Source organism: Sporosarcina sp. YIM B06819, from assembly GCF_033485175.1.
Taxonomy (GTDB): Bacteria; Bacillota; Bacilli; order Bacillales_A; family Planococcaceae; genus Sporosarcina.
Genome location: NZ_JAWLIQ010000025.1, coordinates 1 through 26,348 on the forward strand (window position 1 = coordinate 1; position 26,348 = coordinate 26,348).

The window sequence follows — 26,348 nt, forward strand, 5'->3', positions numbered from 1 at the left end:
TCGCCTTTGAAGACGCATTAAATTGCTTAGTTGTTTTGTCATTCAAATAATCAATAACAGATACAACGTCGAGTTCATGCTCGACAATCTCTTTCTTGATACTCTTATTCTCTTTGGTTATTGCTAGGGGCATTTCGCCGTCAGTAGCGGGGGCAAATTGCGCTTCCTCTTCAGCTGATTTTGCTGTCGGCACGATTGCAGGTTGCTCTGTTAAAAGTTGAAGCTTTGGATAATTAATGCGGTACCATTTCGTTTTGTCCATTTTCATCCGATTATAAGAAGCGGTCGCAATGATATACCCTTTATTCTCCAGTCTACGAATTGCTCGCTTAATCGTATCGACAGACCAAAATGGGAATTCCTCGTTTTTCCACTCTTCATACGTTTTGTAAACCCACTTATGCCCATCCCGCACATTATTCGAAATGAGCGATCTAAAATGCAGTTGCTGGAGCACCATAGCCTCATTCAATCCCACCTGCATTGCGAGCGACGGAAGCACCTGAAGTGGTGACTCATTTATTAATAAATTCATAAAAACTCCTCCTCTATTTTGAATGCGTCTTATCGAAGAAAGCACGACGTCTTTTGCCTAGACGAACAATGCTTTCACTCTATACATAGACAAACCATTCGAAAAAGTGGACAGCGTGATGAAAGTAATTTCAAAAGGCGGGAACGTTAAGAATTTTGAAAGGTAAAAAAAGCCTAACCCCTCCGAATGTTGAACGAGGAATTAGGCTTATGATTTTCAACATATTGTTAAGGACTTTGCTGCGGAGTAAAAAATATTGGAGGGGAATCTACATTTCTAAGCCATATATACGCTTGACCATCTAACGTATTTTTTACCCATACATCACCTTTAGTTTGCTCTGCCGTAGTTCGAAACCAAGTAAGGGTATTTCCAACTACTTGAGGATCTTCCTCAAGTTCATTCTTCCCTGGAAATGAGATTTGTTGTTGCTCTCCTGTTGTCATATTTATAGCGTAAAGTGATGTGAACATAGTTGGTGGAGGTCCTTCTTTCCACCCCTTGTTCTCTTTCGCACGAGCCACAATGATCAAATCATTAGAGTACCATTCCAAATCAAGGTCTACAAAGCCTTTAGGTGTGTATTGTCGTTGTTTAACGATTGGAATTCCGGCAATCGTCGTTTTCTTGTTTTCAACGAAAAATCTTCCTTCTCCTGAAATATAGGCCAATTGATTGGCCGAAGGAGCCCACTTAAACCAATCTTGATACCCTAACATTTTTCCCACTGCTTGAAAGTTTTTTCCTTTTGATGATAAAACACTTAATGTATTGCTGTCCATGGACCAAGAAAGGGTTGGAATCACTAAAAAGCTCACCCACTTCCCATCAGCACTCCACTTAAAATAATCGGCATCAGTTCCAAACAAGTCAGGTATTGTCGTTTGAATCGTATAAAAAGGCTGCATTTTATCTTTGGCAAGATTTGCATCTACCGGAATTCTATACAATGGGATTGGACTCCAGCCTGTTGGCAGTAAATTGGATTGTGCAGAAACGATAAATTCTTGCCCGTTCGGAAACCATTCAAAACCACTAACGCCTAATGAAACATTCTCAAATCCATGCGGCCGGCCATTCTTTATTTTTGTTACATTTAACAGACCATGATCCGTGTAGGCCAACTGATTTTTATTCGGAGACCATTTATAGTCAGATGTTTCGACCCTTACGTAGGGTTGGTAGCTTTCTTGTAACTGGGTATCATAAATGAATAAATCAGACTTATCCCCCTTTTCATCCCCATCAATATAGCCAATAAAACGACCGTCATAAGACCATTTCGCAGAATCCACATAGCGGTCCTTCGTAAGTTGTATTTCTTGGCCATCCTTTTTGAGCCATAACTGATGATCACGGATAAATACAGCAGTTAGTGGGACTTCTGCACTTGCTGGCGATGAAAAATGAAAACAGATGATCATTAGAATTAATAAAATCCGAATTCTCACGTCAATGCCTCCTACGTAATAGATTTATCAAATCATATTTTGCCCAAGTACCTAACAACTATCCTTATTCAACAATATGGCCCGTTTTCAGAAAACTGATTTTACTGGAAATTAATAAAGTGATGAACAGTTGTCATTCATTGGTAGAAAAATAAAAAAAGCCTAATTCCTCGTTATCTTGAACGAGGAATTAGGCTTATGATTTTCAAAAATCACGCACATTAATTGACTAGCACCCATCTTAATGATTGTCTGCAAATGAACCATCATAGGTTTGCGATATAATCTTTATCAGGGTACTTTTGCCAGCGCCATTTCTTCCAATCAGACCACCGATTTCCCCTTGGATGAAATTCAAAGAAAGATCGTTTAAAACTATTGAATTTCCATATCGATTAGTTAGCATATTTACCAACATCTTTTAATTCCCCACCCTTAGCTGGCCCTCGCTCTACGACCTTTCCTTACGACAAATCCTTTTTATACTGGACAGCCATGTAAATTCCACCAGCTAAAAATGCTAGCCCATACTTGAACAAGAAAAAGATGTTCCACATATAGTCTTTGGGGAAAATCATGTCACATAGAATAATGACCAACAGCATACAGTAACTGCTTTTCAAAAAGATTATATTCGTCCGTTCGTCGACTTGCCCAATCTTCTTATAAAATACATAGGCAAAAATCAAACTACCCATAACCAGTAAAAAACCAACTCCAATGAGAATATTCCAATTTCCCGTAGATTGTTCAGCCCAGGATTTTAAAGGCAAAAAAATTGCGTTATGGAAATGTGAGAAAAAATTAGTTATCAATTTGATCATTTCCTTTCAAATAAGTAAAAATATCGTTTACATCAACATTAAAAAAATCGGCAATTCGAAAAGCCAACAATAGAGTCGGAACATAATTTCCTTTTTCCATTACGAATATAGTTTGTTTGGAAACCCCGACTTTCTCTGCTAAATCTTGCTGAGTCATTCTGGCAAGTACACGATATTCATAAACCTTATTAGATATCGAATCGCCAAAATCTTTCTTCATGACCATCACCTCTTGTTCCATATTATAATCTCAACTTACCCAAAAGTAAAGTATACTTATACTAAATAATGAAATAACTTTATAAAAGGCTCATTTACTTTGATTTAACAAGAGCCAGAATGCAGAAAGAACCTGACGAAATTCATAATTCCGTCAGGTTCATATACCGGTCTGGTGTAATTCTCGATTTTTGCAAGTATTCTCCTATTTTCATTTTCGGGATTTATTTCATTGGCGTTTCATTGTCAATCATACTACTAGTATTTATCGGCGAAGCATAAAAATCTATAACAGTTGAACTGTGTTTATTAGTCCATTCCATTATCGGGTGATTAGTTCTACAAGAACAGGACTTACGTGTATGATTAAATTTCATATATGCAAGTCCTTTTGTTATACTTTCACACACCCGGTAAACAGATTATTCATTGGAAAAATCGTCAATCGCTTGAATAGCTAGTTCCAAAGCTTTAATTCTTCTTTCTAAAAGTGTTCTTTGTGGACTACCTGCCTTTAACTTGGTATAACTGTTCTCAATTGATGGGAATAAACCAGTAAGTACATTGCGAGCTTCTGCTATATCTTCCTCGGTGTACTGATGGGGACTCTGATTCCAAACGTTTTCTAGCATAGCCAAGCCGATACAACTAGCTTTGAGTCGTTTGTTTACGAGGGTAGTATTTGCACCTTTTTGAGTCATCGTAGCCAAAGTTTTTTCAAGTTTTCTGATTGTCGATTGGAAGGATTTTATGGATTTCAATTTATCTTTATTTGATACGTTTTCCATGTTAATACTGCCCTTTCTTCGTCTCTGAATTATTTTTTCACAATAATAATCATACTACGTTAATATATGTTTAAATAGGGGGGAATTTATGTTCAGGAAATGGAGTTTATTGATTGGTGGGGCTGCATTAGTTCTTGCAATGCTTAATTTTTTTGTTAATAGGACTAGTGAAGATACAGTACTTGCTAAGATGATTTTAGAGCAGGCCAAAAGTGGCTCGACTGAAATCGAACTGTCTACATTAACTGATTTTGACTTGGAGAAGGCAGCGGTCTATGGGCCATATACAACTGTAGGTGTCATAGAAGAATCATTGAATGTTAAATTTAAGGGCAGTACCCTGGGAATAGATTATAGAGAGGATATTTTTCTACTCGTATTTGCAAAGGGAAATCATGCTATAAAAACGGTAAAGCTTGCAAGAAAAGTAGGTGATTATTATGAAAAGAATGGTACGCTGACACCAGAGAATGATGTATTGATTGTTAACTAATAGCTGTTTAGTTTGGCAGCGTGCGAAGACCAGGTACCATTTCCATACAAAACAAGAACCAAATAAGGGACATTAGATGCCTTAGTTGGTTCTATTATGCTCTAATACCTTATTGCAGTGTTTCTCGCAATTCTTCAATCTTGTCTTCTTCCAAGTGAGTCAATTCCATAATAAGATCCGTTGTGAATCCTTTTTTCAGCATCTCAAGCACCACTTTTTTCACGCCTTGTTCTAACCCCTGTTCTAATCCTTGTTCTAATCCTTGTTCTAACCCTTGTTCTAATCCTTGTTCTAATCCTTGTTCTAATCCTTGTTCCAATCCCCGCTCTATCCCTTGCTTCAATCCAATTCGCTCCGCATCTTCCCGTAATTTCGCAAAAACTGCATCCATTGTTGGGCCCCATCCCCCACTGTTAAATTGAACCATGTCATTCCCCTCCTCTTGAATAATCGGTGTTAGTGTGTTATATAATTTTTGCGTTAACTCTTCTGGCAAACGTAGCAAATAGTCGATAAAGTAAATGGCAGCTTGTATTTCCGAGTCAGAGTAACGGTTGTTTTTAACCAGTTCCCGAATCAGCTTTTCTTTAAACGTATAACGAATTTCGGCGTCATCTTTCGTATCGTGCCTATATTTTGCCGCTAGCACAATTTTGCTAAATAGCTTGTCAGACTGCTCCAATACGAGATAATCATAATCAACGAGCCTACAATTATTATACGCATAATGCAGTTCTGTGCCAAAGTAATCATAGTGAAACACAGCTGGATTTTCGCTACGATGTGGCGAGGTCATAATGGCCAATGTGACAATTTTTTGGTCAAAGCTATCGTAAATGCGGTAAAAGTATTGAAACATACGCTCTGCAAAATCTTTGTCATTGTCACTTTGTACTTCCACATGAACAAGAATCCACTTTTCCTCGCCGCCTTTTACATGCACTTTCACCAACTGATCCGTCGAACGACGCCCCGACTTGTCCTTCATGACATGCTGAAAAAGCTCTTGTTGCAAAAACTCCGCCTCAATCGAAAAATCAACTTGTGCATGTAACGCTGGCGAGAAGAACAGCAAAAAATCCTCAAACAACTCCCCAATCACCTTTTTCCATAAACCATCCTGATCGACTATACCTGCTTGATATTCCGATGGCTTCTCCCATATTAATGCTGTACCCATACCCATTTTACACCCCCTTCAGAATTGTTTACCTTCTATTCTCAGACTAATATAGTGTAAATAAAAAGTAAATTGCCGCGGATGTGTACACAATCCGATAATGAGGCTAAAACGTCAAAAAAGGGGTCAAAATCAGGATTTAATGGCTAAAAAGGACCTAAATAATAATTTTGACTACTTATGAGATTTATCTAGTCTCCAGCAAAGCCTTACTAGGATAGCCGAAGCGCCAAGCGTTGGTGATAGTGTTCTTTCTATCAGTTTAGAAATCATCACTATTCGTACTCATGTATGTTAAAAAAAGTTATTTCACGGCATTCCGTAAATTGATTACGTTATTCGGATTAGTCGCCCATTCACTCATAAGTTCTTGTTGTCTATTCTTTAGATCTTCATATGGTTCTTCAATCATTTCTACTCCATCAAACTTTGCATCAAAAACTTTGGAATCTTTTATTTTTTTATAACCTCCAAATCCTAAGTCGTCATTTAGAAGCCAAATAACTCTTTTGATATTTGCAAATAAAATTCCACCTGTACACATTGGGCATGGCTCTAATGAACTGTATATCGTGAACTTTTCTCGTTTGATTTTTGCGTTGAATATGGCTTGACCCGCATTTCTTATCGCATCAATCTCCGCGTGGGCCGTTGCATCTTGTGCTGGATGCACCCTATTTCGTCCTCTTGAAATTAAGTTAAAGTTTTCATCCACAATGACTGCCCCTACTGGGTATGTATCTTCCTTTAATGCCTGCTCTGCCTCTTCCAATGCCATTTCTAAAAAAAATCTATCTTGATCCATACTCATAATTTCCCCTGCCTTAGTCAGTTCATTAAGTGAAATATCTCTTGAACATTTTTGTTTATATAAATTCTTAGTGCTAAAAGATCACTTTTCTCCAAATCATAGATTTCTTTCTCGCCTGTGTAACTATTAACCACTTGTTGAATAGTAAAGTTAAACTCTTTTGGTAAAGATGATAACCCCCAGTTCCCCGCTTCTTGCTTCGATGAAATAATTCCTTCTTTCAGGTACCAATACACTCTTATTAAATTTAATACACAATAAACGGGGTCTTCTTCAATATTGTCTAAGCATTCTTGAAAGTCTCCCATTATCGATGCTAGATAATGCGAACGTGGAACCAAAGGGAATACTTCAACAATAGGAGGTCCCTCTAAACTAATTCCCCGATGATTGACTATAGTGATATGTGCAGCTAGATCAGCATCATAGCTTAGCTCGCCATTTAAATGCAGATACATCCCTTTTAACAAATCATCTTGATACCGCGCTCGCCAAAATTCACTATAATGAAAATCGAATGGGCACGGATGCGTCCACTTCTTTAAGTGTTCCATATTTACAAAACTTATTTCCACAGGATAAGGCATGTTGGAGTAATTTAAAAATAACTCTGCCAATTTCCTTTTGGTTTCAACAGTCATTGTTTTATTCGTTATAACCAAAACATCAATATCACTACTTTTAGCATTAAATCCCCCCATTGCCAAAGAACCGTGTAAATAACAACCAAGAAAATCATCTTTCAGTATTTCTTTCGTTTTCTGCAGCAGATGAGTAACAAAATCCTTTATGTCTGTAGAACAGGTTTTCCAACTACTGACCGTGCCCATTCATAATCCCCTCTCTTATCACTACTACAATATCAACCACGTACCTTGTTCAAGCACCCCGCCTCACTACCACTGACTCTGTTAAAAGGATGAAAAACTTAAATTACACACTGAACCGGAAGCCCCCTAATCCAACTGAGGAACTGAGCCAGGAACTAGCCGCTGCACTTCTTTTAGTATTTACACTTCATAGAAATTAAATAATAATATCTATTTCAAAGCCAAAATCGTAAATTCCCAAGGGATATTTTCATTATCCCAACCACGATGTTCGTCAAATTTTGATAATGTAAAACCAGATGTAATCACTGAATTTATGATTTCACTCAGTGTATAAGACCTAATTGATACATCGGGAAAGTCCAGTTGTTCTTGCTCTTCAAAATAATGTTTATAAGTTAAATTTCCACGATGTAATTCTTTATCAAAGTATTTTGGGATAACTTCACAATTTGAACCTATGCATCTTCTTAAAGGATGAAAATCACTTAAAACCATGCTTCCATCACTTTTTAGAATTTAAAAAAGAATAGCCATCAATTTATCAATGTCATTAAAATAGTGTAATATTCCTCCTTCGAGGTAAAGGATGTCAAAGTAACCCGTATATTCTGTTAAATTAATATCATAAATATCTCCGACAATATATTTAATAGATGTATTTGCACAATCAGCCAATTCTATGGCATATCTTTTGTTTTCCTCTGATATATCAAATATGGTTACATCTGCACCTAATAAAGAGAGCGGAACAGCTTTTCTCCCATTTGAACCACAAAGATTAGCAATCTTCATTCCTTTAATTTGAGTAAAATATTGTTGGTGTTTTTTAAACTTGCTTGCGGGTTTTCCAATATCTGCTTAGCCTTTTCCATTGGAGATCCGTCTCTTTTGTTCCAAAATTCGTACGCACGATATTCCCAAGCATTCTTATTGGTGATACTTTGTTCATTCATTCGCAATCCCCCCCCTCTTTAACTTGAATGTTATTTGACTGTTGTGTCCTCTGACTTTACGGCTAGGGTGCATCACAGACTGTCGTATCCATGAAAGTTGAAATTTTTCTATTTAACAGCATTCCGTAAATTTATTACGTTATTCGGATTAAGCGCCCATTTCTTCATAAGTTCTTGTTGTCTATTCATTAAATCTTCATATGGTTGTTCTAGAGCGTAAACCAACATATCCCAAAATGATCAGAATAATAGAAAAGACAAATAGTACCATGCAGCCATTGAAAACGGTCACCCCCGGATTGTTCAGCACCGTTGATATCTCCCCATTAACAACTCTAGCAATATTCAAATATAGGAACGGAGAAAATTGTGCGTACTCTCCTAGTCTTTCACTCAATAGATACCCTATCCCGCTCACCAATGCCAAGCTCGTGTAAACGCCGAATGAACGCGAAATGAATAATGCCAATACATGAGATAGGGCAATCATAAATAACAAGATAAAAAGGAACAATACAATGCCTTTCACTAAATACTCTCCTAGCGGCATAAAATGATAACCACCCTCGAATGCCCTCATCCCGTTATATCCCGGAGACTCTACTATGCTTTTGCTGTTATAATGCAAAATCGGATAATTCCAATCCCCAAAACGATTGAAAATAGTTCCAATGACTAAAATGAATGCGTTAATTCCCACTAGGCCGCTACATCCAACAATCAAAGCATTCAACAGCTTCCCCAAAAATATCGAACGGACGGCAATCGGTTGTGTCTTCAATAGCTGAATGGTAGGCTTCTTTCCCCTCTCGCCCGCAATACCTGCTCCAACTACAACGACTAAAAGCAGCAATGGAATGACATACAGATAGCTATTAAAGTAAAGATATAGTGAAAACAACCCACTATTGTCGACTTTTCGATTGTCTTCATGCCATTTCTTCTTCTGTTCCTTTAAATTCCCCCAATTTCCATAAATAGATGGGAGGAAGTGCCCTGAAAAAACAGGTCGAATATCTTGCTCGAGTAGCCATTTTTTCTCTTCAATACTTGACTCCAAAGTGAAAGAATCAAGTCCAGCCCCAGTATTTATAAAAACCGAACTAAAACTGCCATTTAATAGGCTATTCTCAAATAGTTGATAGTTGTAAAAAGCATTCCAATCTTGGTGCTCATATCCCGCCATACCTGACTTGTAATTGGCTAAAATATCATGATAAAAGGTCAGCTGGGACTCCCACTTTTCGGCTCCATTTGAATCATCAAGAGAGGCAATTTCCTCCTCTGTAAAAGGGATGAGCTCCTCCTCGTAAAACAGAATTTCTTCTTCTAAATTTGCAATATAGCTGATTTCTTTTTCATTTGCGAGTTGTGTAACCATAAAATAACCAAGGAAAATAAAAAGTCCAAGGACGATAGACAATTGCCTCAACAAACCTCTGCGCTTCATTTTTCTCCATTCAAAAATTGCACTTGCCTTTACAGTTACAAAGTGACGGGTTCTTCCTTGATCAAAAGGTCTTTTTTGGTCCGTCATCATGAACATCCCTTGTTCCCTGTCATGCATCCAAATGGACGTCAACAACAGCAATCCACTCCAACAGATAGCTGTAAAAGGATATAGCCAAAATGAACTTTCACCTGACTGGGACACAACCGCAACGACACGAAAGAACTGAAACGGGTTCCACCACATCTGTATTACCGGATTCAAATCGGTTACCCAAAAACCTGCGCCTCCAACCAATGCTGTCCCCACCAACACACTAAACGAGCTTTTTAGTCGGGTACTCAATAAGATAACCAAGCTAAATACAAATAGGGCAGCACAGCTAAATAGTAGGATCATACGTAGCAAATAATCCGTTGTCGAAATATACGTGAACGTATCCCCCGCAGTAATGAGTTGAGGATAGTTGAAATTCCATATAGAGTTCCCGAATAAAAATGGGATAAGCCATCCAAAAGCTATAACGATTCCAAGAAAAAAAGTAGTGACGAGGAGAAGACTGCTGTATTTAACGATGATTCGTTCCCATTTCGGGATTGGCTGTGTTTTCAATGTCAAAAGGGTTTGCTGTTCCTTTTCAACTATTAACGTATTTCCAAATAACAGCACTACTAACAAAATACCTAAGGCACTCCACAAGATCGTAGCACTCTCTTTTAGCACAAGCGCTGGAGATAACGGAAATTCCTCATCCACAAAAGGAAGTCCTTGCGCGAGAAGCCAGTCGTTCTTTTGAATAGCTTGCTCCCTCTTCTCCCCAACTAATGTAGAGAAGTCCCCATCAGCTTGCTCAAGTAGCGCTATCGCACTCAGGAACTCATGCTCAATAGCAGGAATTTTACCCCATTCTTCATTCTGAATAGCACCCCTCCACTTAAAAAATACGGTCCCGATTTCAATGATGTGCTCCATTTGCTGCATTTGCAGCTTATCTAGTCCACTCACTCCCTCTGTTGTCTTATAGTAGTGGTACAAGCCATCCGACTCATCTATATACGGCTGAATCGATTCTAAAGCGCGTTCTTTCATCTTTTCCTGTTGAGAGTAATTTTGCCAATAAATGAGTCCAACACAGAACAATACTGCAAATAACAACCAAAATAGCTTTTTCTGACGCCAAATTTTCTTGATTTCAAACTTCAATAGACTCATAGCACAACACCTGTTTGTTCAGAGAAAATTTTACGATACCGTTCCTCCGATCCAAACACTTTTTTCTCTATATCTTCTATGACAATATCCAGTTGTTCCAACTCATGCAAAATAACGTCGAGTGCAGCGTCTCTTCGGTAGACATGCAATCGTCCATCCACAATCTCAACAGGAATACCTGCCGCAACCAGTGCCTTTTCCGCCTTCTTCCAATCGCTTACCACTAGCTGATAACGGACCTGCTCAAATTCAGACATGTCTTCTTGAATCAAATCCCCATTTTTTAAAAACAGTATCGAAGAAGTCACACGGTCAATTTCTGCCAAGTTATGAGAGGACAGCAAAATGGCCGTTCCATTCCTATGTAACGACACCAACAACTCCCGGAAGCGAATCGCACTTGTCGGATCAAGACCGTTCAACGGTTCATCCAAAATGAGTAGCTTCGGCTTATTCACCACGGCCATCGCTAGCAACAGATGCTGCTTCATCCCAAGGGAATAATTTTTTACTTTCTTATTCAAATAGCTTGTGATGCCAATCTGATCCGCCGTATCCAACAGCTGTCGTTTCGGAAGTCCCTGCACATCCCCAATGAACTGCAAATGATCATAGCCCGTCAAATAATCATACAAAACGGTATGATCCTGCATAAAGGAGATGTCACGAAAAATATTCGAATTCCGATTACTCTTTCCTAAGACCGTGATTTCTCCTTTATCCGAAGGTAACAGATTCGTAATAATATTCAACAAAGTGGACTTCCCTGAACCATTTGGACCCACCAACGCTATGATCTTAGGCTCTTCAATGTCGAACGTAATCCCCTTCAATACTTGCTCCTTGCCGTAAGATTTGTAGATGTCTTTCACTGATAAAATCATAATAGCTCCCCCTTTTATAGACGTTCATCACTCTGACAAACAACGAGGATATTAAATATCTACAAAACATTGGACCTGTCGTTAATTCCCCCTGTCACTTTTCAACAAGCTATAGACAACCAAGTTATGTACATCCCCATTCAAATAGTAATGATCACGCAAAATCCCTTCCTTAACAAATCCCAGCTTTTCAGGTAAGGCTCTACTCCTACCATTATCTTCCGCACAACTAATTTCAATGCGATTGAGGTCTAATGTATCGAAGGCATACTTTATTAATTCATTAACACATCGTATGACAATGCCTTTTCCTTCAAATTCGGGTGAAAGCCAATAGCCAAAGCTTGTCTTCTTGCCTTGCCAATCGATGTCTGGAAAAGCTACCATTCCTACAAGCCGTCCTTTAAAGAAGATTCCAGCATTTATTGCCGTATTGGCTATATATTTATGTCCCCATCTGTCAATTGAATTTTGACAATCTTCAACAGTCTCTTTACTATCAATCCACGGAAGCCACTCTCTCAAAAAATCACGATTTTTGTCTATAATCGTAAATAGTTCAGTAGCATTATGCCGGGTTAATAATTTTAGTGTAAGATCCTCATCAACGTTATAATGAAACATTCATTTCACTCCTTTGTACTTGTTCTCTTCTTGAAAGCTGCTCCACACACTCTGGCGAACATACCGTCAATTTCACTATTGATTTTCCAAGGATGATATTTACAATCCATCACTAAAATAATAGGCACCATCCATTATATACCTGTATGTAGTCATACCATCAAAGGAACTCGGTAGCACTATTTGATCTACGGAAGGATCTTTACCGTTCCTACATATCGCAATGCCACTAATCGTATGGAAAAAAGCACCGAAACTAAAATAGATGACATCTTTATCTACCAGTGTATAATTACCTACGCCGGCAGACCGTTTTAATTTCTCCATTTTCTTCACAATTTCATCACTAGAAAAATGTTTTCCAATCGATATTTCACCTTCATCGTATGCTTGGAAAACTGCATCTGAAACTGCGTAAAAATCTTTTTGATAAAATCTGAATTTACCTTCTGCCTTTAAGGAAGGGACAAAAACAATGATAATTGTCATTGTTAGGGAAAATACAATCGCACGAACGATTTTCTCACTATCTTTTTCCCCATTACTTTTCACCACAATAGCGATTAACCAAATAGTAGGAATTACAACCAAAACCATTGCGAATAAATAAGCAAGAAATATCAAGGAGATGTCACCTTTTACAAATTTTACATATAAAAACAAGAAATCGCCTGCCCCTAACATAAGTAACGGAGTAATCATCCCCTTGAGATTCTCTTTCCCACAAATCAATACCATCGCTATTCCAAGTAATAATGTTAGTGTAATAATAATTGCTAAAGCCATATTTTACACCTCACAATATGTATTTTTAAGTAAAGCGTCCTATCCACTTATTTAAATTGTGCTTTTAAAAGATAAACAACATCATACTCGTCTAACTCACTCATATGACCCTCAATATCCTTATAAAAATCGGTGGATAGGCTACTCATGCCACTTTCATCACTTGAATAACAGATGCTTGCTAGTACTACTTCTCCATCTATCGACTTGCTTTCTTCTTGAAAGTCGCCCCATACACTTGACATTTTATCTACATCAGTTGCATTTTCATCAAAGCCACTTACCGAACCCGTGCTACCATTGCCACTAATTCCTATATTGAATGTTTGTTGCTTCTGCCTGCCATCTGCTTTTGAGGTTGCAAAAATAATCGTGCCATTTTCCTCTACGGGTGTTGATATAGAGCTTACTTTATCATTAACGAATTTCCCGAATTCATATTTTTCAACCCACACAGATACTACTTTGAATTCGCCATTACTATTGAAATCAAAAACAAATGACTTATCCGAAGTAATTGTTAATAGCGCATTCTCCCTCTCTGTTAACTCAACAGTTGAAATCGTATTTGATTGCGAATCGTTATTGACGCAAGCACTTAACACAAATACCGACAAGGCTACTACCCAAAATATTTTCTTCATGTTATTTGCTCCTTCAGCTTTTATTTCTTAGAAAATTTAAATATCCCTGTTAGGAAACATAACATGCCTAAAGCCCAAACAACTCCCGCAATGCCAATCTGAAGCGAAATCTCTTCAGATGCCATTGGGTGCTGATTATCGAAAGAAATCGCCTTTACGGAAAAGTATGCGGAAATTGAAGATAAAATGAAATGTAATATTGTACAGATGTATGGAGTGCTATTATTTCTATTTTTTATCCAAAGTAACAGCGTAGTGAATAGTGCAATTCCCATTACAATTGCGAAACCGCCTATTAACAAATCTATAACTCCTTCTTCTAATGCCATAAAATCCTCTCCTTCAACCAGCTTGTGCAATAAGAAAAAAGCTGTTGCAACGACTTTGTTAGCTGGGGCGTTATAGAATAATTTCAAACAAACTACGCATCCTAATAAAAAAGGAGATGTCATTTATTATGCGAAAAACGTTTCTTGCACTCGGAATTTTCATGATTGTTAACTCTTCAGCAACACCTATCTCAACTATCGCTCATGCGCAACCAGGAATTCCCGCCTACGCAAAGTGGGGAAGTCTCGCTATGCAAGAGACGCAATCCAAATATCCCCATGCAGCCATTATTGACTATCTACACGAAGGCCGCGAAGTAAAGGATGATTCGACAATTGAAAAGTTTAAGCTCTGGCTCAGAGATGGTGACCATGAATTCGGCGTTTTAGTCACAATTGAGTTTGCCACGAATACTGAAAAAGTGATTGCCATTACATTTCAGGAAACCTCCAAATAAGTGAGCACAAGCGGTGGCAATATGATCGTTAACGAAAATCACTTTACTAAAGATTTATCAAAATACTCCATTACCAGTATGACTAGCCCCAAAATCGCAAGCAATAAACCTACAATAAAAGGGAATCCTAAAAATAAACTATCAACAACCTCATTTCCATATCGCTTTGCCCCAAATATGGCATACCACAACTTTGAACCAGACCAACTGTTTATACTAGGAACATATAGTGCTGCCACCAAAATGATAGTTAGTGTAGTCAATAAACCCGCCATCATGATAAAACCACCAATAACTGTCCTTTTCATTGTTGCGCCTCCTTTCAACGTTATAACTATTTGACATGAATCGCCCTATTACTTTTTAGCTTCTTCGATGTACTTCAGATATAGCTAGCTATTTCTTCAATAAGAGTAGACAGACTTTAACTCTCTGCCAATAAAGTTAGCAGATACAGGGCTTAGTTCTAATTCTCTTGCCCATACAGAAAGCTGACCAATATGATGAATTTCATGAGTAATGATATGGTGTACTATTTCATCAACAGTATATGTATCTTCATCCCAAGGAACACTCACAAGCTCATTTTTAAATTCCTCTAAATTTAATTTTAAATATTCAGTTACTTCTTTTCGTAATGTATTTGAGAGTGATTTAACCTTATCAAGTGTATGATAATCAGCAAACTCAACGACGACATCTTCTTTACCTTGAATACTGCGAAGCCAGCTGTTTTCAACATCAATAATGTGAAAAAGCGTATATAAAATACTTCCTACTCCACCAGTTCGATCTTTTATCAACTCCTCTTTTGGTAGTTGATTACACCATTCAAACCATTCATCTCTTACTTGCCAGTTGTATTTAAAAAAATTGATCAATGGAAACACTCCCATCTATAATTGTTTATGACAATAAGAATTAGTTTTTGGCACTAGAATCTCTCTTTTTATCGAAATACCATGTATAGTTTTATAAAATTAACGGTTTTAAAGTGATGAAAAAACATTAAAAGCATTTAATACATCTTCACCTAATGGATGACCAAATTCTTGCGTTTTTAAAGGGAATACTCCTTCCTTTTCAAGTTGCTGCAAATATTTTTGAAATCCTGTATCAATCGCTTTCATATAGTCTTTCAGCTTAAATTGATAGTTAAATATACCTTCTGGATAATGACCTATATGTTTGATCAAAAGGTTTGTACCATCTCTAGAAAATAGATAATAATCAGAGTTTCCGTGACAATCCAATTGTGCCTCACTGATATCTCCCTTATATAAAGAAGAAAGCGTCCAGAAAAAATGAGGGATTGCAACAAAACCTATACCTGATTTAAAACTAAATGACTGCATGCCATCCGAAACGTCAAATTGAATATCTCCGCCATTGAAACGTATATCAATAGAGCACTTATAATTAGCATCCATAAAATCTACTTCCTTTTGGGTTCATCTATTATTTGCAATCCAACAACTTTAATCTATTCTTGATTTCCTTCAAAACCATAATTTCACGTTTTACCCATGGGTTATATTCGAAGCTACTCATACATTTTTCATTCTGCTCAATTGCCTCTTCAAGGACAACCCATTCCGGACTAAATTCCTGAGCGGACTCATAATCATCTAATTGTTGAGCGATTTTTTCATCGTTTATTAATTCACTCAGATAATAGTGCGAAGTCATTTGGAATAAAGCCGCGCTGTCATATTCATCAAATTTCCTTTCAATAACAGACCCTAGCTTTTCTTTAATGATACAGTTAACATATCCAGTTTCTTCTGCCACCTCTCTAATGAGACACTCCGAATGACTTTCCAGACCTTCTACCCCACCGCCTGGAAACTTATAATCTCCCTTATTTGTATGGATTAAAAGGATTTTATTTTTTCGTACTATAACAGCTCTGATAGCTTCTCTATAATTCACCTTACTATCGCCTTCAATTTGTTGTTCTTCCATCACGTTAGTAAAAATCATATTTCCTCCTCAGTGGTACTATTATTTTTATTGGACAACTTTTTATATAAAAATATTATAAATCCCAAAATAACGGCGACTCCTATGATTGACAATAAACTGAAATCAAGAGATATAATCTTACCAAAAACAACTTCATCTTGAAGGATCACCACTGTATCGTCACTATTCGGTTAATAATTCCTCGTTTTTATATAACCAACTACTAGCATACTTACTATGAAAATTACATGAATTGCAAGAGAACCAATAACTGCTTGAAGAATGACCTTCATATGGATTCCCCTCCCAATCCATCTTTTCCGAACACTTCGCATGGTTTACTTCACCCAATTCGGAATCAAATCACCAAAGTACTTACCGATTTTCTCAACCTCGGTCATGATACGACGTATCCCGACTTCGGATAAAAACCAATTTTCCTTGGTTATTCCGTACCTATCTACCACAGGCGAAACCAGAAACTCGGTTCCTCTTGGAAATTCAGATTGATAACATAATAATGCGCGGCGAGCATGCCCTGCTTTACAAACAATGATTACTTTATTCGGTTGTATGCCTGCTTGTTTTAGAACCTCCAACGAAAAACGAGCATTTTCCAACGTATGCTGTGCTTGATTTTCCTTTAAAATGGCGTCTGTTGGCACTCCGTTTTCAATACCAATATTCCGTAAGAAATTCCACTCAGTAGTTCCTACATGCGGTTTATATCCACCAGATGGTAGTATGTATGGTGCAAATCCCTGCTTATGTAAAGAGGCAGCTTTCTCCATTAGTTGAGGATGGTTAGCACCAGGCACTAAAATGACATCTGCTGGAACAATTTCAGTTTCCACAAAAATAAAGTCGGTAATGCAATCAAATGGATACGTCATTTTTTCCTTCCTTTCTAGTACAATTGAACCTGCTCAAAATGTTCAACTATTGGAAACGGATCATAAAAATGATGTAGCTTCTTTTTCCATTGCTGATACTCGTTGGACTGTCTAAATCCTATCGTATGGTCTTCCAACGTCTCCCACTGAACCAATAGTAAATATTTCCCTTCGATTTCCATACAGCGCTGTAATTGGTGAGATATGTAGCCTTTCATTGAAGAAATCATTTCAGAAGCATCACGAAATGCTTCTTCATATTCCGCTTCCATTCCTTCCTTAACTTGCAGCATAACCGCTTCCAATATCATACAATTTCCTCCTAATCAAAAAAATCACCAAAGCACGATTGACGTTAGCGTTTAAATCCGCCTTCTGCATGAATAATCTGACCTGTAATCCAATCCGCGTCATCACTCACTAAAAATTTAATCATTTTTGCTACATCTTTCGGTTCACCTATTCTGCCAAAAGGAAACCTTGGCGTTAATTCAAGTTTAATGTCCTCTGTCATCCATCCCGTATCGGTTGGACCTGGATTAACGGCATTGACCGTTATTCCTAAAGGAGCTAGTTCAGCTGCCAATGTAATGGTTAATGCATCGACTGCACCTTTCGTCGTTGCATAGGCTAATTCGCCAGGCATGGGGCCTTGAAATTGACCCGACGTCATATTGACAATCCTTCCACCAGATTTTTTATCAAAATTTTGAGCAAATTTACTACTTAATAGTGTTGTTGCACGAACATTTACCATGTAATGTTGATCTAATTCTTCGGCAGTTAAGTTTAAAAAATCGTTATTCGTTGAATATGCTGCGTTATTTATCAAGATATCGGGATCACCCAGCTGTTCAGAAACGTTGCTGAAAAGTTGCTCAGGTGCATCATTTCGTGTTAAATCCAGCTCCATACACGATACCATAACCCCTTTATGTACTAATTCCTCTTTTAACTTCATTGGCTCGTCTACATGAATGCTCCAAGGCATTTTCTTATCATATTCCGTCCAATAAGTGAAAAATATATGATACCCCTCTTCAGCTAACTCCTTACAAATAGCCGCCCCAATCCCCTTTTGACGACTGACACCCGTAATAACAGCAATTTTCCCTTTTAGATGATTCATAAAAACATCTCCCCTTTTTATTCATACTGAATATCCTTTATTCAACTATCCTACCGACTTCTTCTGTATATAATGTATTCTTCTTTCACTAAAGCACTCGTTACTTGAAAAAGGACTTTGATGGTAACGAAGAAATTAGTAATTATTTCTCTGAAGAGTCTTTGTACTTCTTCTGTTCTTCTCTCACAAAGTTAATAGCCTTTTCAACAGTTAATATATTTTCCTTGTGCCAATTTCTACCCATTTCTCTTACCAATGCGTGAACCATTCCGATTCTACTAACAATTGCTACATAATCAAGTAATACACTTATTACGCCATCTTTTAATCCTAATAACTGTAAATCCTTAACAAGCTTTATATCATCCTCGGTAACAGTATCGTAGTGTTCTTTAATAAAATCAAAAGGTATTGTAGATTTCGTCTTATTAATATACCAGTCATCGGGTGTAGCTTTGAATTGTTGTTCGCTCCATTCCTTTATTGTTATTCCGTGTATTTCCTTAAAACGTTCTTCTGGTGTCTTACCGTGTACTACTCTATTATTTGTGCTTTTGAAACGTTTTTTGTCTTTCATTATCCTTTCACCCTTAATGTTCGTTTTTATAATTACAATTTTTTTATTTCTCCAAAAGTAATTTTCATGCTGGGGGCGTATAGTAAAGAGGAATCCATATTAAATACTTGTGAAAACAGCAGTTCGGCCTCATATTGTTCCTGTCCATCCTTCGATGTAACCCCACGTTTTATCAAACCTTCAATAAACTGTTCTTTATTTACAGGTTCTCCACCTACCCCTTCTTCTTTAAGCGAATAAAACAATTTTTGCTTATCTTGTTGATTCATATTGGGATGGAGGAAGTTTACCTTATCACTGACTCTGCACTCGATGTTCTTCACGCCCAATTCATATAGATAATTAGGCACTTTCGCTCCAACATTTCCATCTTTTCCAGTTTTATTTGTACTCTCTTCGAATAACTTCTGTAGAATACCAAGTGGAACAATTTGTGATTGTTTATACCCTTCAATTTCGTATGATGACATACCTGAAATCCAGTGTGGTTCAAAACAAATTATTTTTCCATCGTTAACAATAGAATTTACCATCCTTTGAAGCATCTCTTTCGGTTCGGACATGTGTAATAAAAAAGCATGGCAAACAGCAATGTCATACTTATTCTCTAATTCAATCTCATTAGTATCTGCTACAAAGAATTCAGTTTCATACGGAAGATTATGAAAGGACTCTATCGCCTTATTAATAAGTTCTTGCCCTTTATCTATCCCTGTATATTTGGATCCTTGCGGTAAAATAGGTAATAATTTGAGCCCTAAGTATCCATATCCACAACCAAAATCAATGATGTGTACTGGTTTAGAAATCTTCCAAACGAATTTCACTAAAAACTCTAAATAGTCATCGTTATAATATAAATCTCTCGTTCTTTTGAGGTATTCCAGTTGGGTATCCCAATAATACTTCTCCATTTAAGTTTCCCCTTCATTTCGTCTACGCTTAATTCTTATAATACTCATAAAGATTAAAGCCCGAATAGTTAACGTAAAATCCATCCTTAATTAAATCGTAATCCTCTGAATCAATGGCAAACCCAAATGATGAACCAGGTCCTCGGCCAGTTTGATGACCTACTTCAATTATTTCATTATTATTGTTATAAAAATGAAAATCCGTATGAGAGGAGTTAGAGGTAAATGACCCATTCTCGTTAATGATCAAATTGTACATAAAGCTTCCCTTGTGATAATTCATATTGTACGTAGTTTCAAAACTGAAATAAATATCATCCCCTCTATTTAAAACATTATCCAATATAATATTTGTATTATTTTTACTCGTCACTTCTATCGCATACTTTTTTCCGCTAGCGCCATTAGCAGGTATCCATTCAGGCTTAATATAAAATTCAACAGCCTCTTTATCTTTAATTAGATTCAATGTATAGCCATCACGCTCAGTTACATTTTTAAATTTCCCAGCATTCGAATAGTTTTTATAAAAAAATAAATAGCTCCATGAAACACAAAACCCAAGAATTACTATGGACAAATAAATTCTTTTTTTTGTCATTTTGCACCTCTTTCAGAATGCCTCCCTATGAATTTGAAACTATAATTCATAGGGAGGCATTTTTTTGCTGGAAATAAAATAGTATAGAAAAAGTACTAATCGCTAAAAGCAAGAAGCTGATCCCTATAATAATTGGAATAAATATAAATGCATTTATTAAACTCTCCGAAGTTGTCCATGATCCACCGGCATTGATTCCCGAAAAGTTGATCGCATTTTGTTCACCGCTACCGCCTATTATCAAAAACAACAAACCTAACAAGAAAAATCCACTCGGAATCTCAAACGATTTCAATTTCTTTTTCCCCACACCTTTTCACCTCTTTAACCAAATCATACCATTCCTCACAAGCTAACGGTTCAATTATTCAGTGTTTTCTCAATAACACCATACCGATTTTCCTTACCCATCCACGAACTTGCATCACGCCACTTTAGACGTGTAGCTGCGATCCAACTAGTTGAATCAAATGTTTTATCTCCGGGCTTCCAGTCACCCTGATCCAACCAATAAAAAAAGTCATTATGTAAAAGAAGCGATGCATCATAAATGATAGAGTCATAGTTTTCTGGGCTCGGTAAAATGTGAAACTGGGTAACCCCCTCGAATAATAATTCAATAGCAGAAGGGTTACGAAACTGCCTTTGGAAAAGGATTCGCACATTCGTATCCAAACCTGATGGCACAGCCATTGATAGCTCTTCATTCACATAACTCTCTGTCGACATATATAGCTCTTTCAAACAACTATCATGAAACCATCCAAACGTGTCCATCATATTTTTGATATCCTTTTGATCCTTCACTTCAAGCCAGCCCATTGGATAACACCCTCTTTATAATTTTTACGCAATCATTATTTTACACAGTCCTATCCAACTTAAGTTCAAACTGCGGATTAGTGACATACTCCATATAACGTACATGTCCATCAAAGTCCAAATAAGCTTGATAACGAGTACGAGTAGCTGGTGCCGTAATCATATCAAGCACTTTATCCTTTGCAATCCATCCACTTTCTGTTGTTTCTTCCGAAATACCTAGTTCTCCGCCCACCGGCTTGCACACAAAATCGAACATAACTTTGGTAGGAACATCCGTGACACCGTCATACCATTTATACATCCCTGTGTTGGAATAAACGCCAATCAAATGGGCAACAACCACGTCTATTCCACTTTCCTCTTTTATTTCCCTACTAAGTGCATCCATTAGATTTTCTCCAACTTCCACTTGCCCCCCAGGAAATACCCATCCACCATCGATTGTCTTCACTAATAGAATATTTCCATGTGTATCTTCTACGATGCCACCTGCGGCTACAATATGTGTTGGCATGATCATTGTTATCTCTCCTAAACATAAATTTATATAAAACACTTCGAACAGAAATAGGTTCCCAAAATCTTTGGATTCCCAGCGAATTTATCATTGTCCGATTGAAGACACTTACCTCAAGACATGTGAAAGGCGTAGCTCAATAACTAAACGATGGTTTGGTGTCCGCAGGAATCCATCACTTCAAGCGTTAGCTATATGAAGGTAGTTCAATGCTGTTTCATTTGAGTTATTCTCTGTCGCTGAACAGCCCATAAAAATAACAAGTACGAATACTACTATTCCTAGTGTCAGTTTATTCAACTTTTTTTAAATATCGCCCGCGCCCGTATAGTAGATTTCAAAAACCTCCATTTTTTACAATCCACCATTCGATGTTAATACTTCATTGTGGATAATTTCCTTTATTTCATCATTTCCAATGGCTCCATTATGGAATGTATTAGAATCTGACCAATACAGTTGCCTAAATGAAGTACCATTATTCAATTCAATCTCCAAAAACACGCGAGTACCTTCTAACTTATTTCGATCAATTAGTGACTGTACATCTTCTAATTTTAATGCATAAAACGCGGCTAGGAATTTATCCTTAGAAGACTGTGGGAATGTATGCATCCTCTTTCCATCTTCGGTGCTTTCAATATAGATATTCTTCACCAACTTATCCATAGGGTAAAGTTCCCCTGCCGCTTTCGCCTGTTTATTTGTATTCGCTACATATACATCATCATTTGCAGCAACAATCAAGGAAGTGGGATATCCTTTTATTTCATAAATAATTGTTCCTTTTTTTAAAAATGCCGCATCACCATTTTGCATCTTGTGATTACTACATGCACTGTCAGCCATTTCATACGTCACTTTGCCAAGCTCCCTACCTTTGTCAATTATTAGAGGAAGAATTTCATCCACTGGCTCTGGAAAATGATGCTCGTATTTTATATCATCAATCATCAGCATATCCACCCACTCAATTTCTGCATCAGGACACACTTTACCGATTTCTATAAGAGAATTGGGATTACTACAAGCAGATAGCAGCAAAGCGAATACCAAAATAAATATACTTTTCCTGAAAATCGTCATCCTAACACCTCTTGGTTATTAGACCTTTTATCCCGAATACAAGTTACAACATTCAGTTTTATTAATCTCAATGTTGAAAGATGACAAAAACTTATAAAGGTAAATTCATCGCAACTGCTCTTAAATTAAACCCCATTTTTTCGTAAAGTTTAATAGCTGGATTCCCTGCGAATGCACTAAGACGTACTTCAGAGTAACCATCTTGTCTTAGATGATCAATAGCAGTTCTCATTAGCCGTTTAGAAATTCCATTCCCTCTGAATTCTTCTATAACAAACAGTTCAAAAATAAATCCATTCATCTTATCCGTAAATTCGTCTTTACTTGCCCCTATAAAAATCCAGCCCATCAATTCATCGTTCTCTGTTGCTATTAAATAATAGCTCCCCCTCTCTAATAATGGCTCAACAAGCCGTTTAATTTTTTCATTTGTAGGCATTACTTCACCCAATGTGCCATCAAATATAGCTTGTGGAGAAAGTGATAAAACCTTTGCGAATTCAGAATCAGTAGGTCTTCTAATATCCATTAATAAAATCAGTCCTTTCCATATCTGTCAATAAAATTTGGCATAATAGCCTAGTAATCTACTTTTGATTACGTTTTTCTGGCGTTACAGTACAATTCTCACGAAAGCGAAATAATCATCGATACCAAGCAATTGCGTTTCGATCAATCTCCGATGCAAGCAGTTCTTTTCCTTTGATATACAATTCAATATCATCGGGAAAGCGTTGAGCCAACTTCACCTTTAACTCCCCATATTCCTTAGCAACTTCAGGATGTGCTCGTAAATAATCCCGAAATGCAAGATGTCGGTTAATTTCTGAATTCCCCCATGCATACATATGGACATGATGCGTTCGATCATCTCCCCCTTTTTGAAAATATCGACGACCAGATATGCCGTTTTCTCCTTTGGGTTCATAGCCAATGGCGATCATTGCCGAATTATAGTCATTCACTCGATGTATGTCCTTTACAACAGGCATCATGTCAATGATTGGCTTTGCCTGCAGCCCGCTCACGGACGTGCTCCCTATATGATGTATGTCAATTATTTCAGCACCGAAAATCTCATACAAGTTACGAGACTCTTCTTCAAACATTGAACCCCATTGCCCATCATAATGCTTAACCTCAACTTTTCTCATTCGAAACTACACTTCCTTTTCATAGCTTTCCAATCAACGCTTGCACAGTCGTCAAAGAGCTATTGATCGAAATTAAAGGAATGAAAAGTGCGATAATCAGATTACTTTCCCAAATAGCGCGCCACCATTTCATTCCCTCGCGCAATTTGATTATAAGCATACGAATTGATATACTACTTGCCGTAAACAGCATCCATAAAAAACTTTTTTGTCTCTCGATTTGATCGCTTAGATACTCATTCTTCCATACATCATCTTCAGAAAACACTACAGTCGTCTTATCTTTTTCCATCCCAATTAGATTAAATGATTGCACAGTGACACGATCTTTTTGCTGCGAAACAATTTCATAGCCATTCGGTAAAAACGAAGCCTTGTATACCGCAAGATAAGACACAGAAATCACAATTACAATAAATAAGATAAAGGCAGAAACCTTTTTCAACTTATCTATAACGGAAGAATTCATTTTCTACTTGCCTCCTTTATTGAACAAAATAAGCAATCGTAAACAACAACATAATGATGAAGCCTATGCCCGACCACACTAAAAAGAGTCCACTAATCGTGAAAAACGCAATTTCATAAAGCTTATTCCACCCATTTTTATGGACAGTCAAATCTATCGCCCCACTTCAATCAAATAATGTTTGCTTATGAGGGTCCCTTGAAAATTCAAAAAGGGTTTTGATTTGTGACTCCACTACTCTATTAGCCGACAGACTTGGGATATCGCTTTCGGAAAAAAACTGGATAGCACTCGTTTCGCTCCCCGTCATCGGCTGTCCTCCAATAATTTCACATTGGATAAATAGCTTATAATAATGAAAAAGCTCAGGTGGGTGCGGATGTTTGTTTTTATCTATTTTTGGAAAGAAAACTCTCACTTCAATCACGTACAGGGCATGGCCCGGTGATAAGGGGAGGATAAATTTTGGTTGGATGACAGTCCAAAACACTAGCTTTAAAGGAACGTATATTCTATAATCAACTTAAAGTTCCTTTGAAGCGAGGTGAAAGTCCATGATGATTAACAAAGCCTATAAGTTCCGTATCTATCCAAACCAAGGCCAACAGGTCCTCATTGCTAAAACAATAGGATGTAGCCGTTTTGTCTTTAATCACTTTTTGGATAAGTGGAATCACTCCTATAAAGAAACAGGTAAAGGACTAACTTATGGTACTTTTTCAGCCGGCCTCCCTTTGTTGAAAAAGGAGTTATCCTGGTTAAAAGAAGTGGACAGCATCGCCCTTCAATCATCTGTCCGCAACCTTGCAGATTCGTTTGACCGTTTTTTTAAGAAGCAAAACAAGCCACCCCGTTTTAAATCGAAAAGAAATAACGTCCAGTCATACACAACAAAACAGACAAACGGTAATATCGTGGTTATCGGAAACACCATTAAACTTCCTAAATTAGGGTTTGTTAAACTAGCAAAAAGCCGTGAAATTTCAGGGCGTATTATGAATGCGACAATTAGACGGACGCCAAGCGGGAAATATTTTGTGTCCATTCTTGTTGAAACAGTAGTTTGTGAGCTACCTAAAACCAATACTTCCGTCGGAATTGATGTAGGTCTAAAGGATTTCGCCACTCTGTCAGATGAAACCGTCTATAAAAACCCGAAGGTCTTTCGCACATTAGAAAAAAAATTAGCCAAAGCACAGCGGATTCTTTCAAGAAGAAAGGAACAAGCCATCCGGCAAAAAAAACCTTTACATGAGGCGAAGAACTATCAGAAACAACGAAGAATAGTCGCTTGTATTCATGAAGAAATTGCAAATAAAAGAAATGACTACTTGCATAAAATCTCTACCGAAATCATCAAAAACCACGATGTCATCGGAATTGAAGATTTGCAGGTATCAAACATGATGAAAAACCATAACTTAGCCAAAGCAATCAGTGAAGTAAGTTGGTCACAGTTCCGCATAATGCTTGAATACAAAGCGAAGTGGTACGGGAAGACAGTCATCGCTGTGGCTAAAAACTTCCCATCGAGTCAGCTCTGTTCAAGCTGCGGCTATCGTAATAAAGACGTTAAGGATCTCGGTTTGCGTGATTGGGTGTGTCCCAAATGTACTACGCGTCATGACCGAGATAGTAACGCAAGTATCAATCTTGAAAAAGAAGCTATCAGACTTCTAACCGCAGGGACTGCGGGGCTAGCCTAATCAAAACTTTCGGTTACGAAGGTGTTCTTAGGAATCTC

38 protein-coding genes and 2 pseudogenes are annotated in these 26,348 nt (G+C 37.4%); 3 read left to right on the forward strand and 37 right to left on the reverse strand.

What is annotated here, in order from left to right:
* The 6 genes and pseudogenes from R2B72_RS15135 to R2B72_RS15160 all read right to left on the reverse strand — a co-directional run.
* Positions 1–535: pseudogene (locus R2B72_RS15135) on the reverse strand (DNA replication protein DnaD); the annotation flags it as partial.
* 227 nt (positions 536–762) lie between these two features.
* On the reverse strand, positions 763–1,986 hold the full coding sequence (locus R2B72_RS15140) for a translocation protein TolB (protein ID WP_318617525.1): 1,224 nt from the start codon (positions 1,984–1,986) through the stop codon (positions 763–765).
* Between the two features lie 241 nt (positions 1,987–2,227).
* Positions 2,228–2,404, reverse strand: a complete 177-nt coding sequence (locus tag R2B72_RS15145; RefSeq protein ID WP_318617526.1) for an ATP-binding cassette domain-containing protein — start codon at positions 2,402–2,404, stop codon at positions 2,228–2,230.
* Between the two features lie 46 nt (positions 2,405–2,450).
* Positions 2,451–2,801 (reverse strand): DUF2178 domain-containing protein, encoded by a 351-nt coding sequence (locus R2B72_RS15150; RefSeq protein ID WP_318617528.1) that lies wholly within the window; start codon positions 2,799–2,801, stop codon positions 2,451–2,453.
* Positions 2,791–3,030, reverse strand: coding sequence for a helix-turn-helix transcriptional regulator (locus tag R2B72_RS15155; RefSeq protein ID WP_318617530.1), 240 nt, complete (start codon positions 3,028–3,030; stop codon positions 2,791–2,793). The genes R2B72_RS15150 and R2B72_RS15155 overlap by 11 nt, the downstream gene beginning before the upstream one ends.
* A 421-nt stretch (positions 3,031–3,451) precedes the next feature.
* Positions 3,452–3,817, reverse strand: coding sequence for a hypothetical protein (locus R2B72_RS15160; protein WP_318617531.1), 366 nt, complete (start codon positions 3,815–3,817; stop codon positions 3,452–3,454).
* Positions 3,818–3,905: 88 nt separating this feature from the next.
* Between R2B72_RS15160 and R2B72_RS15165 the strand changes: the two genes are divergently transcribed.
* Positions 3,906–4,310: a hypothetical protein gene (locus R2B72_RS15165; RefSeq protein ID WP_318617533.1), complete on the forward strand. Its 405-nt coding sequence runs from the start codon at positions 3,906–3,908 to the stop codon at positions 4,308–4,310.
* A 109-nt stretch (positions 4,311–4,419) separates the two neighbouring features.
* Here R2B72_RS15165 and R2B72_RS15170 read toward each other — a convergent pair whose 3' ends face one another.
* The 13 genes and pseudogenes from R2B72_RS15170 to R2B72_RS15230 all read right to left on the reverse strand — a co-directional run bounded on the left by R2B72_RS15170 (position 4,420) and on the right by R2B72_RS15230 (position 14,103).
* On the reverse strand, positions 4,420–5,496 hold the full coding sequence (locus tag R2B72_RS15170; RefSeq protein WP_318617534.1) for an Rpn family recombination-promoting nuclease/putative transposase: 1,077 nt from the start codon (positions 5,494–5,496) through the stop codon (positions 4,420–4,422).
* A gap of 298 nt (positions 5,497–5,794) precedes the next feature.
* Complete coding sequence (locus R2B72_RS15175; protein ID WP_318617536.1) at positions 5,795–6,301, reverse strand: nucleoside deaminase; 507 nt, start codon at positions 6,299–6,301, stop codon at positions 5,795–5,797.
* A 17-nt stretch (positions 6,302–6,318) separates the two neighbouring features.
* A complete protein-coding gene (locus tag R2B72_RS15180) occupies positions 6,319–7,131 on the reverse strand; it encodes an aminoglycoside adenylyltransferase domain-containing protein (RefSeq protein ID WP_318617537.1) in 813 nt (270 codons plus the stop codon).
* A 210-nt stretch (positions 7,132–7,341) separates the two neighbouring features.
* Positions 7,342–7,629, reverse strand: a complete 288-nt coding sequence (locus R2B72_RS15185; protein WP_318617538.1) for a hypothetical protein — start codon at positions 7,627–7,629, stop codon at positions 7,342–7,344.
* A gap of 21 nt (positions 7,630–7,650) precedes the next feature.
* On the reverse strand, positions 7,651–7,926 hold the full coding sequence (locus R2B72_RS15190; RefSeq protein WP_318617540.1) for a class I SAM-dependent methyltransferase: 276 nt from the start codon (positions 7,924–7,926) through the stop codon (positions 7,651–7,653).
* Positions 7,923–8,087 carry a hypothetical protein gene (locus R2B72_RS15195; protein ID WP_318617541.1) on the reverse strand — a complete coding sequence of 55 codons (165 nt, stop codon included), beginning with the start codon at positions 8,085–8,087 and terminating at the stop codon, positions 7,923–7,925. Before R2B72_RS15195 ends, R2B72_RS15190 begins: the two co-directional genes overlap by 4 nt.
* A gap of 108 nt (positions 8,088–8,195) precedes the next feature.
* Positions 8,196–8,300 (reverse strand): annotated as a pseudogene (locus R2B72_RS15200) (nucleoside deaminase); the annotation flags it as partial.
* Positions 8,284–10,749, reverse strand: a complete 2,466-nt coding sequence (locus R2B72_RS15205) for an ABC transporter permease (RefSeq protein ID WP_318617543.1) — start codon at positions 10,747–10,749, stop codon at positions 8,284–8,286. The gene R2B72_RS15205 and the pseudogene R2B72_RS15200, both read right to left, overlap by 17 nt.
* Positions 10,746–11,633: an ABC transporter ATP-binding protein gene (locus tag R2B72_RS15210; protein ID WP_318617544.1), complete on the reverse strand. Its 888-nt coding sequence runs from the start codon at positions 11,631–11,633 to the stop codon at positions 10,746–10,748. Before R2B72_RS15210 ends, R2B72_RS15205 begins: the two co-directional genes overlap by 4 nt.
* Before the next feature lie 81 nt (positions 11,634–11,714).
* Positions 11,715–12,257: a GNAT family protein gene (locus R2B72_RS15215; RefSeq protein ID WP_318617546.1), complete on the reverse strand. Its 543-nt coding sequence runs from the start codon at positions 12,255–12,257 to the stop codon at positions 11,715–11,717.
* Positions 12,258–12,356: 99 nt separating this feature from the next.
* Entirely contained in the window at positions 12,357–13,043 is a 687-nt protein-coding gene (locus tag R2B72_RS15220) for a hypothetical protein (protein WP_318617547.1), read from the reverse strand.
* A gap of 47 nt (positions 13,044–13,090) precedes the next feature.
* On the reverse strand, positions 13,091–13,687 hold the full coding sequence (locus R2B72_RS15225) for a hypothetical protein (protein WP_318617548.1): 597 nt from the start codon (positions 13,685–13,687) through the stop codon (positions 13,091–13,093).
* Between the two features lie 20 nt (positions 13,688–13,707).
* A complete protein-coding gene (locus R2B72_RS15230; protein ID WP_318617549.1) occupies positions 13,708–14,103 on the reverse strand; it encodes a hypothetical protein in 396 nt (131 codons plus the stop codon).
* A gap of 41 nt (positions 14,104–14,144) precedes the next feature.
* Between R2B72_RS15230 and R2B72_RS15235 the strand changes: the two genes are divergently transcribed.
* A complete protein-coding gene (locus tag R2B72_RS15235) occupies positions 14,145–14,474 on the forward strand; it encodes a YqzG/YhdC family protein (protein WP_318617550.1) in 330 nt (109 codons plus the stop codon).
* Between the two features lie 38 nt (positions 14,475–14,512).
* Here the strand turns inward: R2B72_RS15235 and R2B72_RS15240 are convergent, their stop codons facing one another.
* The 18 genes from R2B72_RS15240 to R2B72_RS15325 all read right to left on the reverse strand — a co-directional run bounded on the left by R2B72_RS15240 (position 14,513) and on the right by R2B72_RS15325 (position 24,755).
* Positions 14,513–14,782 (reverse strand): hypothetical protein, encoded by a 270-nt coding sequence (locus R2B72_RS15240; protein ID WP_318617551.1) that lies wholly within the window; start codon positions 14,780–14,782, stop codon positions 14,513–14,515.
* A 96-nt stretch (positions 14,783–14,878) separates the two neighbouring features.
* Positions 14,879–15,355 carry a DinB family protein gene (locus R2B72_RS15245; protein WP_318617552.1) on the reverse strand — a complete coding sequence of 159 codons (477 nt, stop codon included), beginning with the start codon at positions 15,353–15,355 and terminating at the stop codon, positions 14,879–14,881.
* A 108-nt stretch (positions 15,356–15,463) separates the two neighbouring features.
* Positions 15,464–15,904, reverse strand: a complete 441-nt coding sequence (locus R2B72_RS15250) for a hypothetical protein (protein ID WP_318617553.1) — start codon at positions 15,902–15,904, stop codon at positions 15,464–15,466.
* 28 nt (positions 15,905–15,932) lie between these two features.
* Positions 15,933–16,457 (reverse strand): NUDIX domain-containing protein, encoded by a 525-nt coding sequence (locus R2B72_RS15255; protein WP_318617554.1) that lies wholly within the window; start codon positions 16,455–16,457, stop codon positions 15,933–15,935.
* A 320-nt stretch (positions 16,458–16,777) separates the two neighbouring features.
* On the reverse strand, positions 16,778–17,332 hold the full coding sequence (locus R2B72_RS15260) for a YdcF family protein (protein WP_318617555.1): 555 nt from the start codon (positions 17,330–17,332) through the stop codon (positions 16,778–16,780).
* Between the two features lie 14 nt (positions 17,333–17,346).
* Entirely contained in the window at positions 17,347–17,643 is a 297-nt protein-coding gene (locus R2B72_RS15265; protein WP_318617556.1) for an antibiotic biosynthesis monooxygenase, read from the reverse strand.
* A 44-nt stretch (positions 17,644–17,687) separates the two neighbouring features.
* Positions 17,688–18,461: an SDR family oxidoreductase gene (locus R2B72_RS15270; RefSeq protein ID WP_318617557.1), complete on the reverse strand. Its 774-nt coding sequence runs from the start codon at positions 18,459–18,461 to the stop codon at positions 17,688–17,690.
* 142 nt (positions 18,462–18,603) lie between these two features.
* Positions 18,604–19,038, reverse strand: coding sequence for a hypothetical protein (locus R2B72_RS15275; RefSeq protein ID WP_318617558.1), 435 nt, complete (start codon positions 19,036–19,038; stop codon positions 18,604–18,606).
* 32 nt (positions 19,039–19,070) lie between these two features.
* Positions 19,071–19,952 carry a class I SAM-dependent methyltransferase gene (locus R2B72_RS15280; protein ID WP_318617559.1) on the reverse strand — a complete coding sequence of 294 codons (882 nt, stop codon included), beginning with the start codon at positions 19,950–19,952 and terminating at the stop codon, positions 19,071–19,073.
* 28 nt (positions 19,953–19,980) lie between these two features.
* Positions 19,981–20,553 carry a hypothetical protein gene (locus R2B72_RS15285; RefSeq protein ID WP_318617560.1) on the reverse strand — a complete coding sequence of 191 codons (573 nt, stop codon included), beginning with the start codon at positions 20,551–20,553 and terminating at the stop codon, positions 19,981–19,983.
* A gap of 46 nt (positions 20,554–20,599) precedes the next feature.
* Positions 20,600–20,863, reverse strand: coding sequence for a hypothetical protein (locus R2B72_RS15290; protein WP_318617562.1), 264 nt, complete (start codon positions 20,861–20,863; stop codon positions 20,600–20,602).
* A gap of 50 nt (positions 20,864–20,913) precedes the next feature.
* The gene (locus R2B72_RS15295; RefSeq protein WP_318617563.1) at positions 20,914–21,375 is read right to left on the reverse strand and encodes a hypothetical protein; all 462 of its coding nucleotides are present in this window, start codon (positions 21,373–21,375) and stop codon (positions 20,914–20,916) included.
* 40 nt (positions 21,376–21,415) lie between these two features.
* Positions 21,416–21,898: an NUDIX hydrolase gene (locus tag R2B72_RS15300; protein WP_318617565.1), complete on the reverse strand. Its 483-nt coding sequence runs from the start codon at positions 21,896–21,898 to the stop codon at positions 21,416–21,418.
* Positions 21,899–22,249: 351 nt separating this feature from the next.
* On the reverse strand, positions 22,250–22,981 hold the full coding sequence (locus R2B72_RS15305) for a hypothetical protein (RefSeq protein WP_318617568.1): 732 nt from the start codon (positions 22,979–22,981) through the stop codon (positions 22,250–22,252).
* Positions 22,982–23,072: 91 nt separating this feature from the next.
* Positions 23,073–23,510 carry a GNAT family N-acetyltransferase gene (locus R2B72_RS15310; protein ID WP_318617569.1) on the reverse strand — a complete coding sequence of 146 codons (438 nt, stop codon included), beginning with the start codon at positions 23,508–23,510 and terminating at the stop codon, positions 23,073–23,075.
* A gap of 115 nt (positions 23,511–23,625) precedes the next feature.
* Entirely contained in the window at positions 23,626–24,135 is a 510-nt protein-coding gene (locus tag R2B72_RS15315; protein ID WP_318617570.1) for a GrpB family protein, read from the reverse strand.
* A 19-nt stretch (positions 24,136–24,154) separates the two neighbouring features.
* Positions 24,155–24,604 (reverse strand): hypothetical protein, encoded by a 450-nt coding sequence (locus R2B72_RS15320; protein WP_318617571.1) that lies wholly within the window; start codon positions 24,602–24,604, stop codon positions 24,155–24,157.
* A 16-nt stretch (positions 24,605–24,620) separates the two neighbouring features.
* Entirely contained in the window at positions 24,621–24,755 is a 135-nt protein-coding gene (locus R2B72_RS15325) for a hypothetical protein (RefSeq protein WP_318617572.1), read from the reverse strand.
* Positions 24,756–25,158: 403 nt separating this feature from the next.
* On the opposite strand from R2B72_RS15325, the gene tnpB reads away from it, so the two are divergent.
* Positions 25,159–26,310 (forward strand): IS200/IS605 family element RNA-guided endonuclease TnpB, encoded by a 1,152-nt coding sequence (gene tnpB, locus R2B72_RS15330; RefSeq protein ID WP_318617573.1) that lies wholly within the window; start codon positions 25,159–25,161, stop codon positions 26,308–26,310.
* The last annotated feature ends 38 nt before the right edge of the window (positions 26,311–26,348 follow it).

Excerpts from the sequence above, each read along its gene's own strand:
- R2B72_RS15315 (WP_318617570.1), bottom strand. The coding sequence starts at position 24,135 with ATGAGAAAAGTTGAGGTTAAGCATTATGATGGGCAATGGGGTTCAATG.
- R2B72_RS15155 (WP_318617530.1), bottom strand. The coding sequence starts at position 3,030 with ATGAAGAAAGATTTTGGCGATTCGATATCTAATAAGGTTTATGAATAT.
- R2B72_RS15305 (WP_318617568.1), bottom strand. The coding sequence starts at position 22,981 with ATGACGATTTTCAGGAAAAGTATATTTATTTTGGTATTCGCTTTGCTG.
- R2B72_RS15265 (WP_318617556.1), bottom strand. The coding sequence starts at position 17,643 with ATGATATTGGAAGCGGTTATGCTGCAAGTTAAGGAAGGAATGGAAGCG.
- R2B72_RS15220 (WP_318617547.1), bottom strand. The coding sequence starts at position 13,043 with ATGGCTTTAGCAATTATTATTACACTAACATTATTACTTGGAATAGCG.
- R2B72_RS15240 (WP_318617551.1), bottom strand. The coding sequence starts at position 14,782 with ATGAAAAGGACAGTTATTGGTGGTTTTATCATGATGGCGGGTTTATTG.
- R2B72_RS15320 (WP_318617571.1), bottom strand. The coding sequence starts at position 24,604 with ATGAATTCTTCCGTTATAGATAAGTTGAAAAAGGTTTCTGCCTTTATC.
- R2B72_RS15235 (WP_318617550.1), top strand. The coding sequence starts at position 14,145 with ATGCGAAAAACGTTTCTTGCACTCGGAATTTTCATGATTGTTAACTCT.
- R2B72_RS15225 (WP_318617548.1), bottom strand. The coding sequence starts at position 13,687 with ATGAAGAAAATATTTTGGGTAGTAGCCTTGTCGGTATTTGTGTTAAGT.
- R2B72_RS15160 (WP_318617531.1), bottom strand. The coding sequence starts at position 3,817 with ATGGAAAACGTATCAAATAAAGATAAATTGAAATCCATAAAATCCTTC.
- R2B72_RS15255 (WP_318617554.1), bottom strand. The coding sequence starts at position 16,457 with ATGATTTTTACTAACGTGATGGAAGAACAACAAATTGAAGGCGATAGT.
- R2B72_RS15260 (WP_318617555.1), bottom strand. The coding sequence starts at position 17,332 with ATGACGTATCCATTTGATTGCATTACCGACTTTATTTTTGTGGAAACT.
- R2B72_RS15170 (WP_318617534.1), bottom strand. The coding sequence starts at position 5,496 with ATGGGTATGGGTACAGCATTAATATGGGAGAAGCCATCGGAATATCAA.
- R2B72_RS15145 (WP_318617526.1), bottom strand. The coding sequence starts at position 2,404 with ATGTTGGTAAATATGCTAACTAATCGATATGGAAATTCAATAGTTTTA.
- R2B72_RS15285 (WP_318617560.1), bottom strand. The coding sequence starts at position 20,553 with ATGACAAAAAAAAGAATTTATTTGTCCATAGTAATTCTTGGGTTTTGT.
- R2B72_RS15185 (WP_318617538.1), bottom strand. The coding sequence starts at position 7,629 with ATGGTTTTAAGTGATTTTCATCCTTTAAGAAGATGCATAGGTTCAAAT.
- R2B72_RS15175 (WP_318617536.1), bottom strand. The coding sequence starts at position 6,301 with ATGAGTATGGATCAAGATAGATTTTTTTTAGAAATGGCATTGGAAGAG.
- R2B72_RS15250 (WP_318617553.1), bottom strand. The coding sequence starts at position 15,904 with ATGGATGCTAATTATAAGTGCTCTATTGATATACGTTTCAATGGCGGA.
- R2B72_RS15190 (WP_318617540.1), bottom strand. The coding sequence starts at position 7,926 with ATGAAGATTGCTAATCTTTGTGGTTCAAATGGGAGAAAAGCTGTTCCG.
- R2B72_RS15205 (WP_318617543.1), bottom strand. The coding sequence starts at position 10,749 with ATGAGTCTATTGAAGTTTGAAATCAAGAAAATTTGGCGTCAGAAAAAG.
- R2B72_RS15165 (WP_318617533.1), top strand. The coding sequence starts at position 3,906 with ATGTTCAGGAAATGGAGTTTATTGATTGGTGGGGCTGCATTAGTTCTT.
- R2B72_RS15275 (WP_318617558.1), bottom strand. The coding sequence starts at position 19,038 with ATGAAAGACAAAAAACGTTTCAAAAGCACAAATAATAGAGTAGTACAC.
- R2B72_RS15300 (WP_318617565.1), bottom strand. The coding sequence starts at position 21,898 with ATGATCATGCCAACACATATTGTAGCCGCAGGTGGCATCGTAGAAGAT.
- R2B72_RS15215 (WP_318617546.1), bottom strand. The coding sequence starts at position 12,257 with ATGTTTCATTATAACGTTGATGAGGATCTTACACTAAAATTATTAACC.
- R2B72_RS15195 (WP_318617541.1), bottom strand. The coding sequence starts at position 8,087 with ATGAATGAACAAAGTATCACCAATAAGAATGCTTGGGAATATCGTGCG.
- R2B72_RS15280 (WP_318617559.1), bottom strand. The coding sequence starts at position 19,952 with ATGGAGAAGTATTATTGGGATACCCAACTGGAATACCTCAAAAGAACG.
- R2B72_RS15310 (WP_318617569.1), bottom strand. The coding sequence starts at position 23,510 with ATGGATATTAGAAGACCTACTGATTCTGAATTCGCAAAGGTTTTATCA.
- R2B72_RS15270 (WP_318617557.1), bottom strand. The coding sequence starts at position 18,461 with ATGAATCATCTAAAAGGGAAAATTGCTGTTATTACGGGTGTCAGTCGT.
- R2B72_RS15180 (WP_318617537.1), bottom strand. The coding sequence starts at position 7,131 with ATGGGCACGGTCAGTAGTTGGAAAACCTGTTCTACAGACATAAAGGAT.
- R2B72_RS15210 (WP_318617544.1), bottom strand. The coding sequence starts at position 11,633 with ATGATTTTATCAGTGAAAGACATCTACAAATCTTACGGCAAGGAGCAA.
- tnpB (WP_318617573.1), top strand. The coding sequence starts at position 25,159 with ATGATGATTAACAAAGCCTATAAGTTCCGTATCTATCCAAACCAAGGC.
- R2B72_RS15295 (WP_318617563.1), bottom strand. The coding sequence starts at position 21,375 with ATGGGCTGGCTTGAAGTGAAGGATCAAAAGGATATCAAAAATATGATG.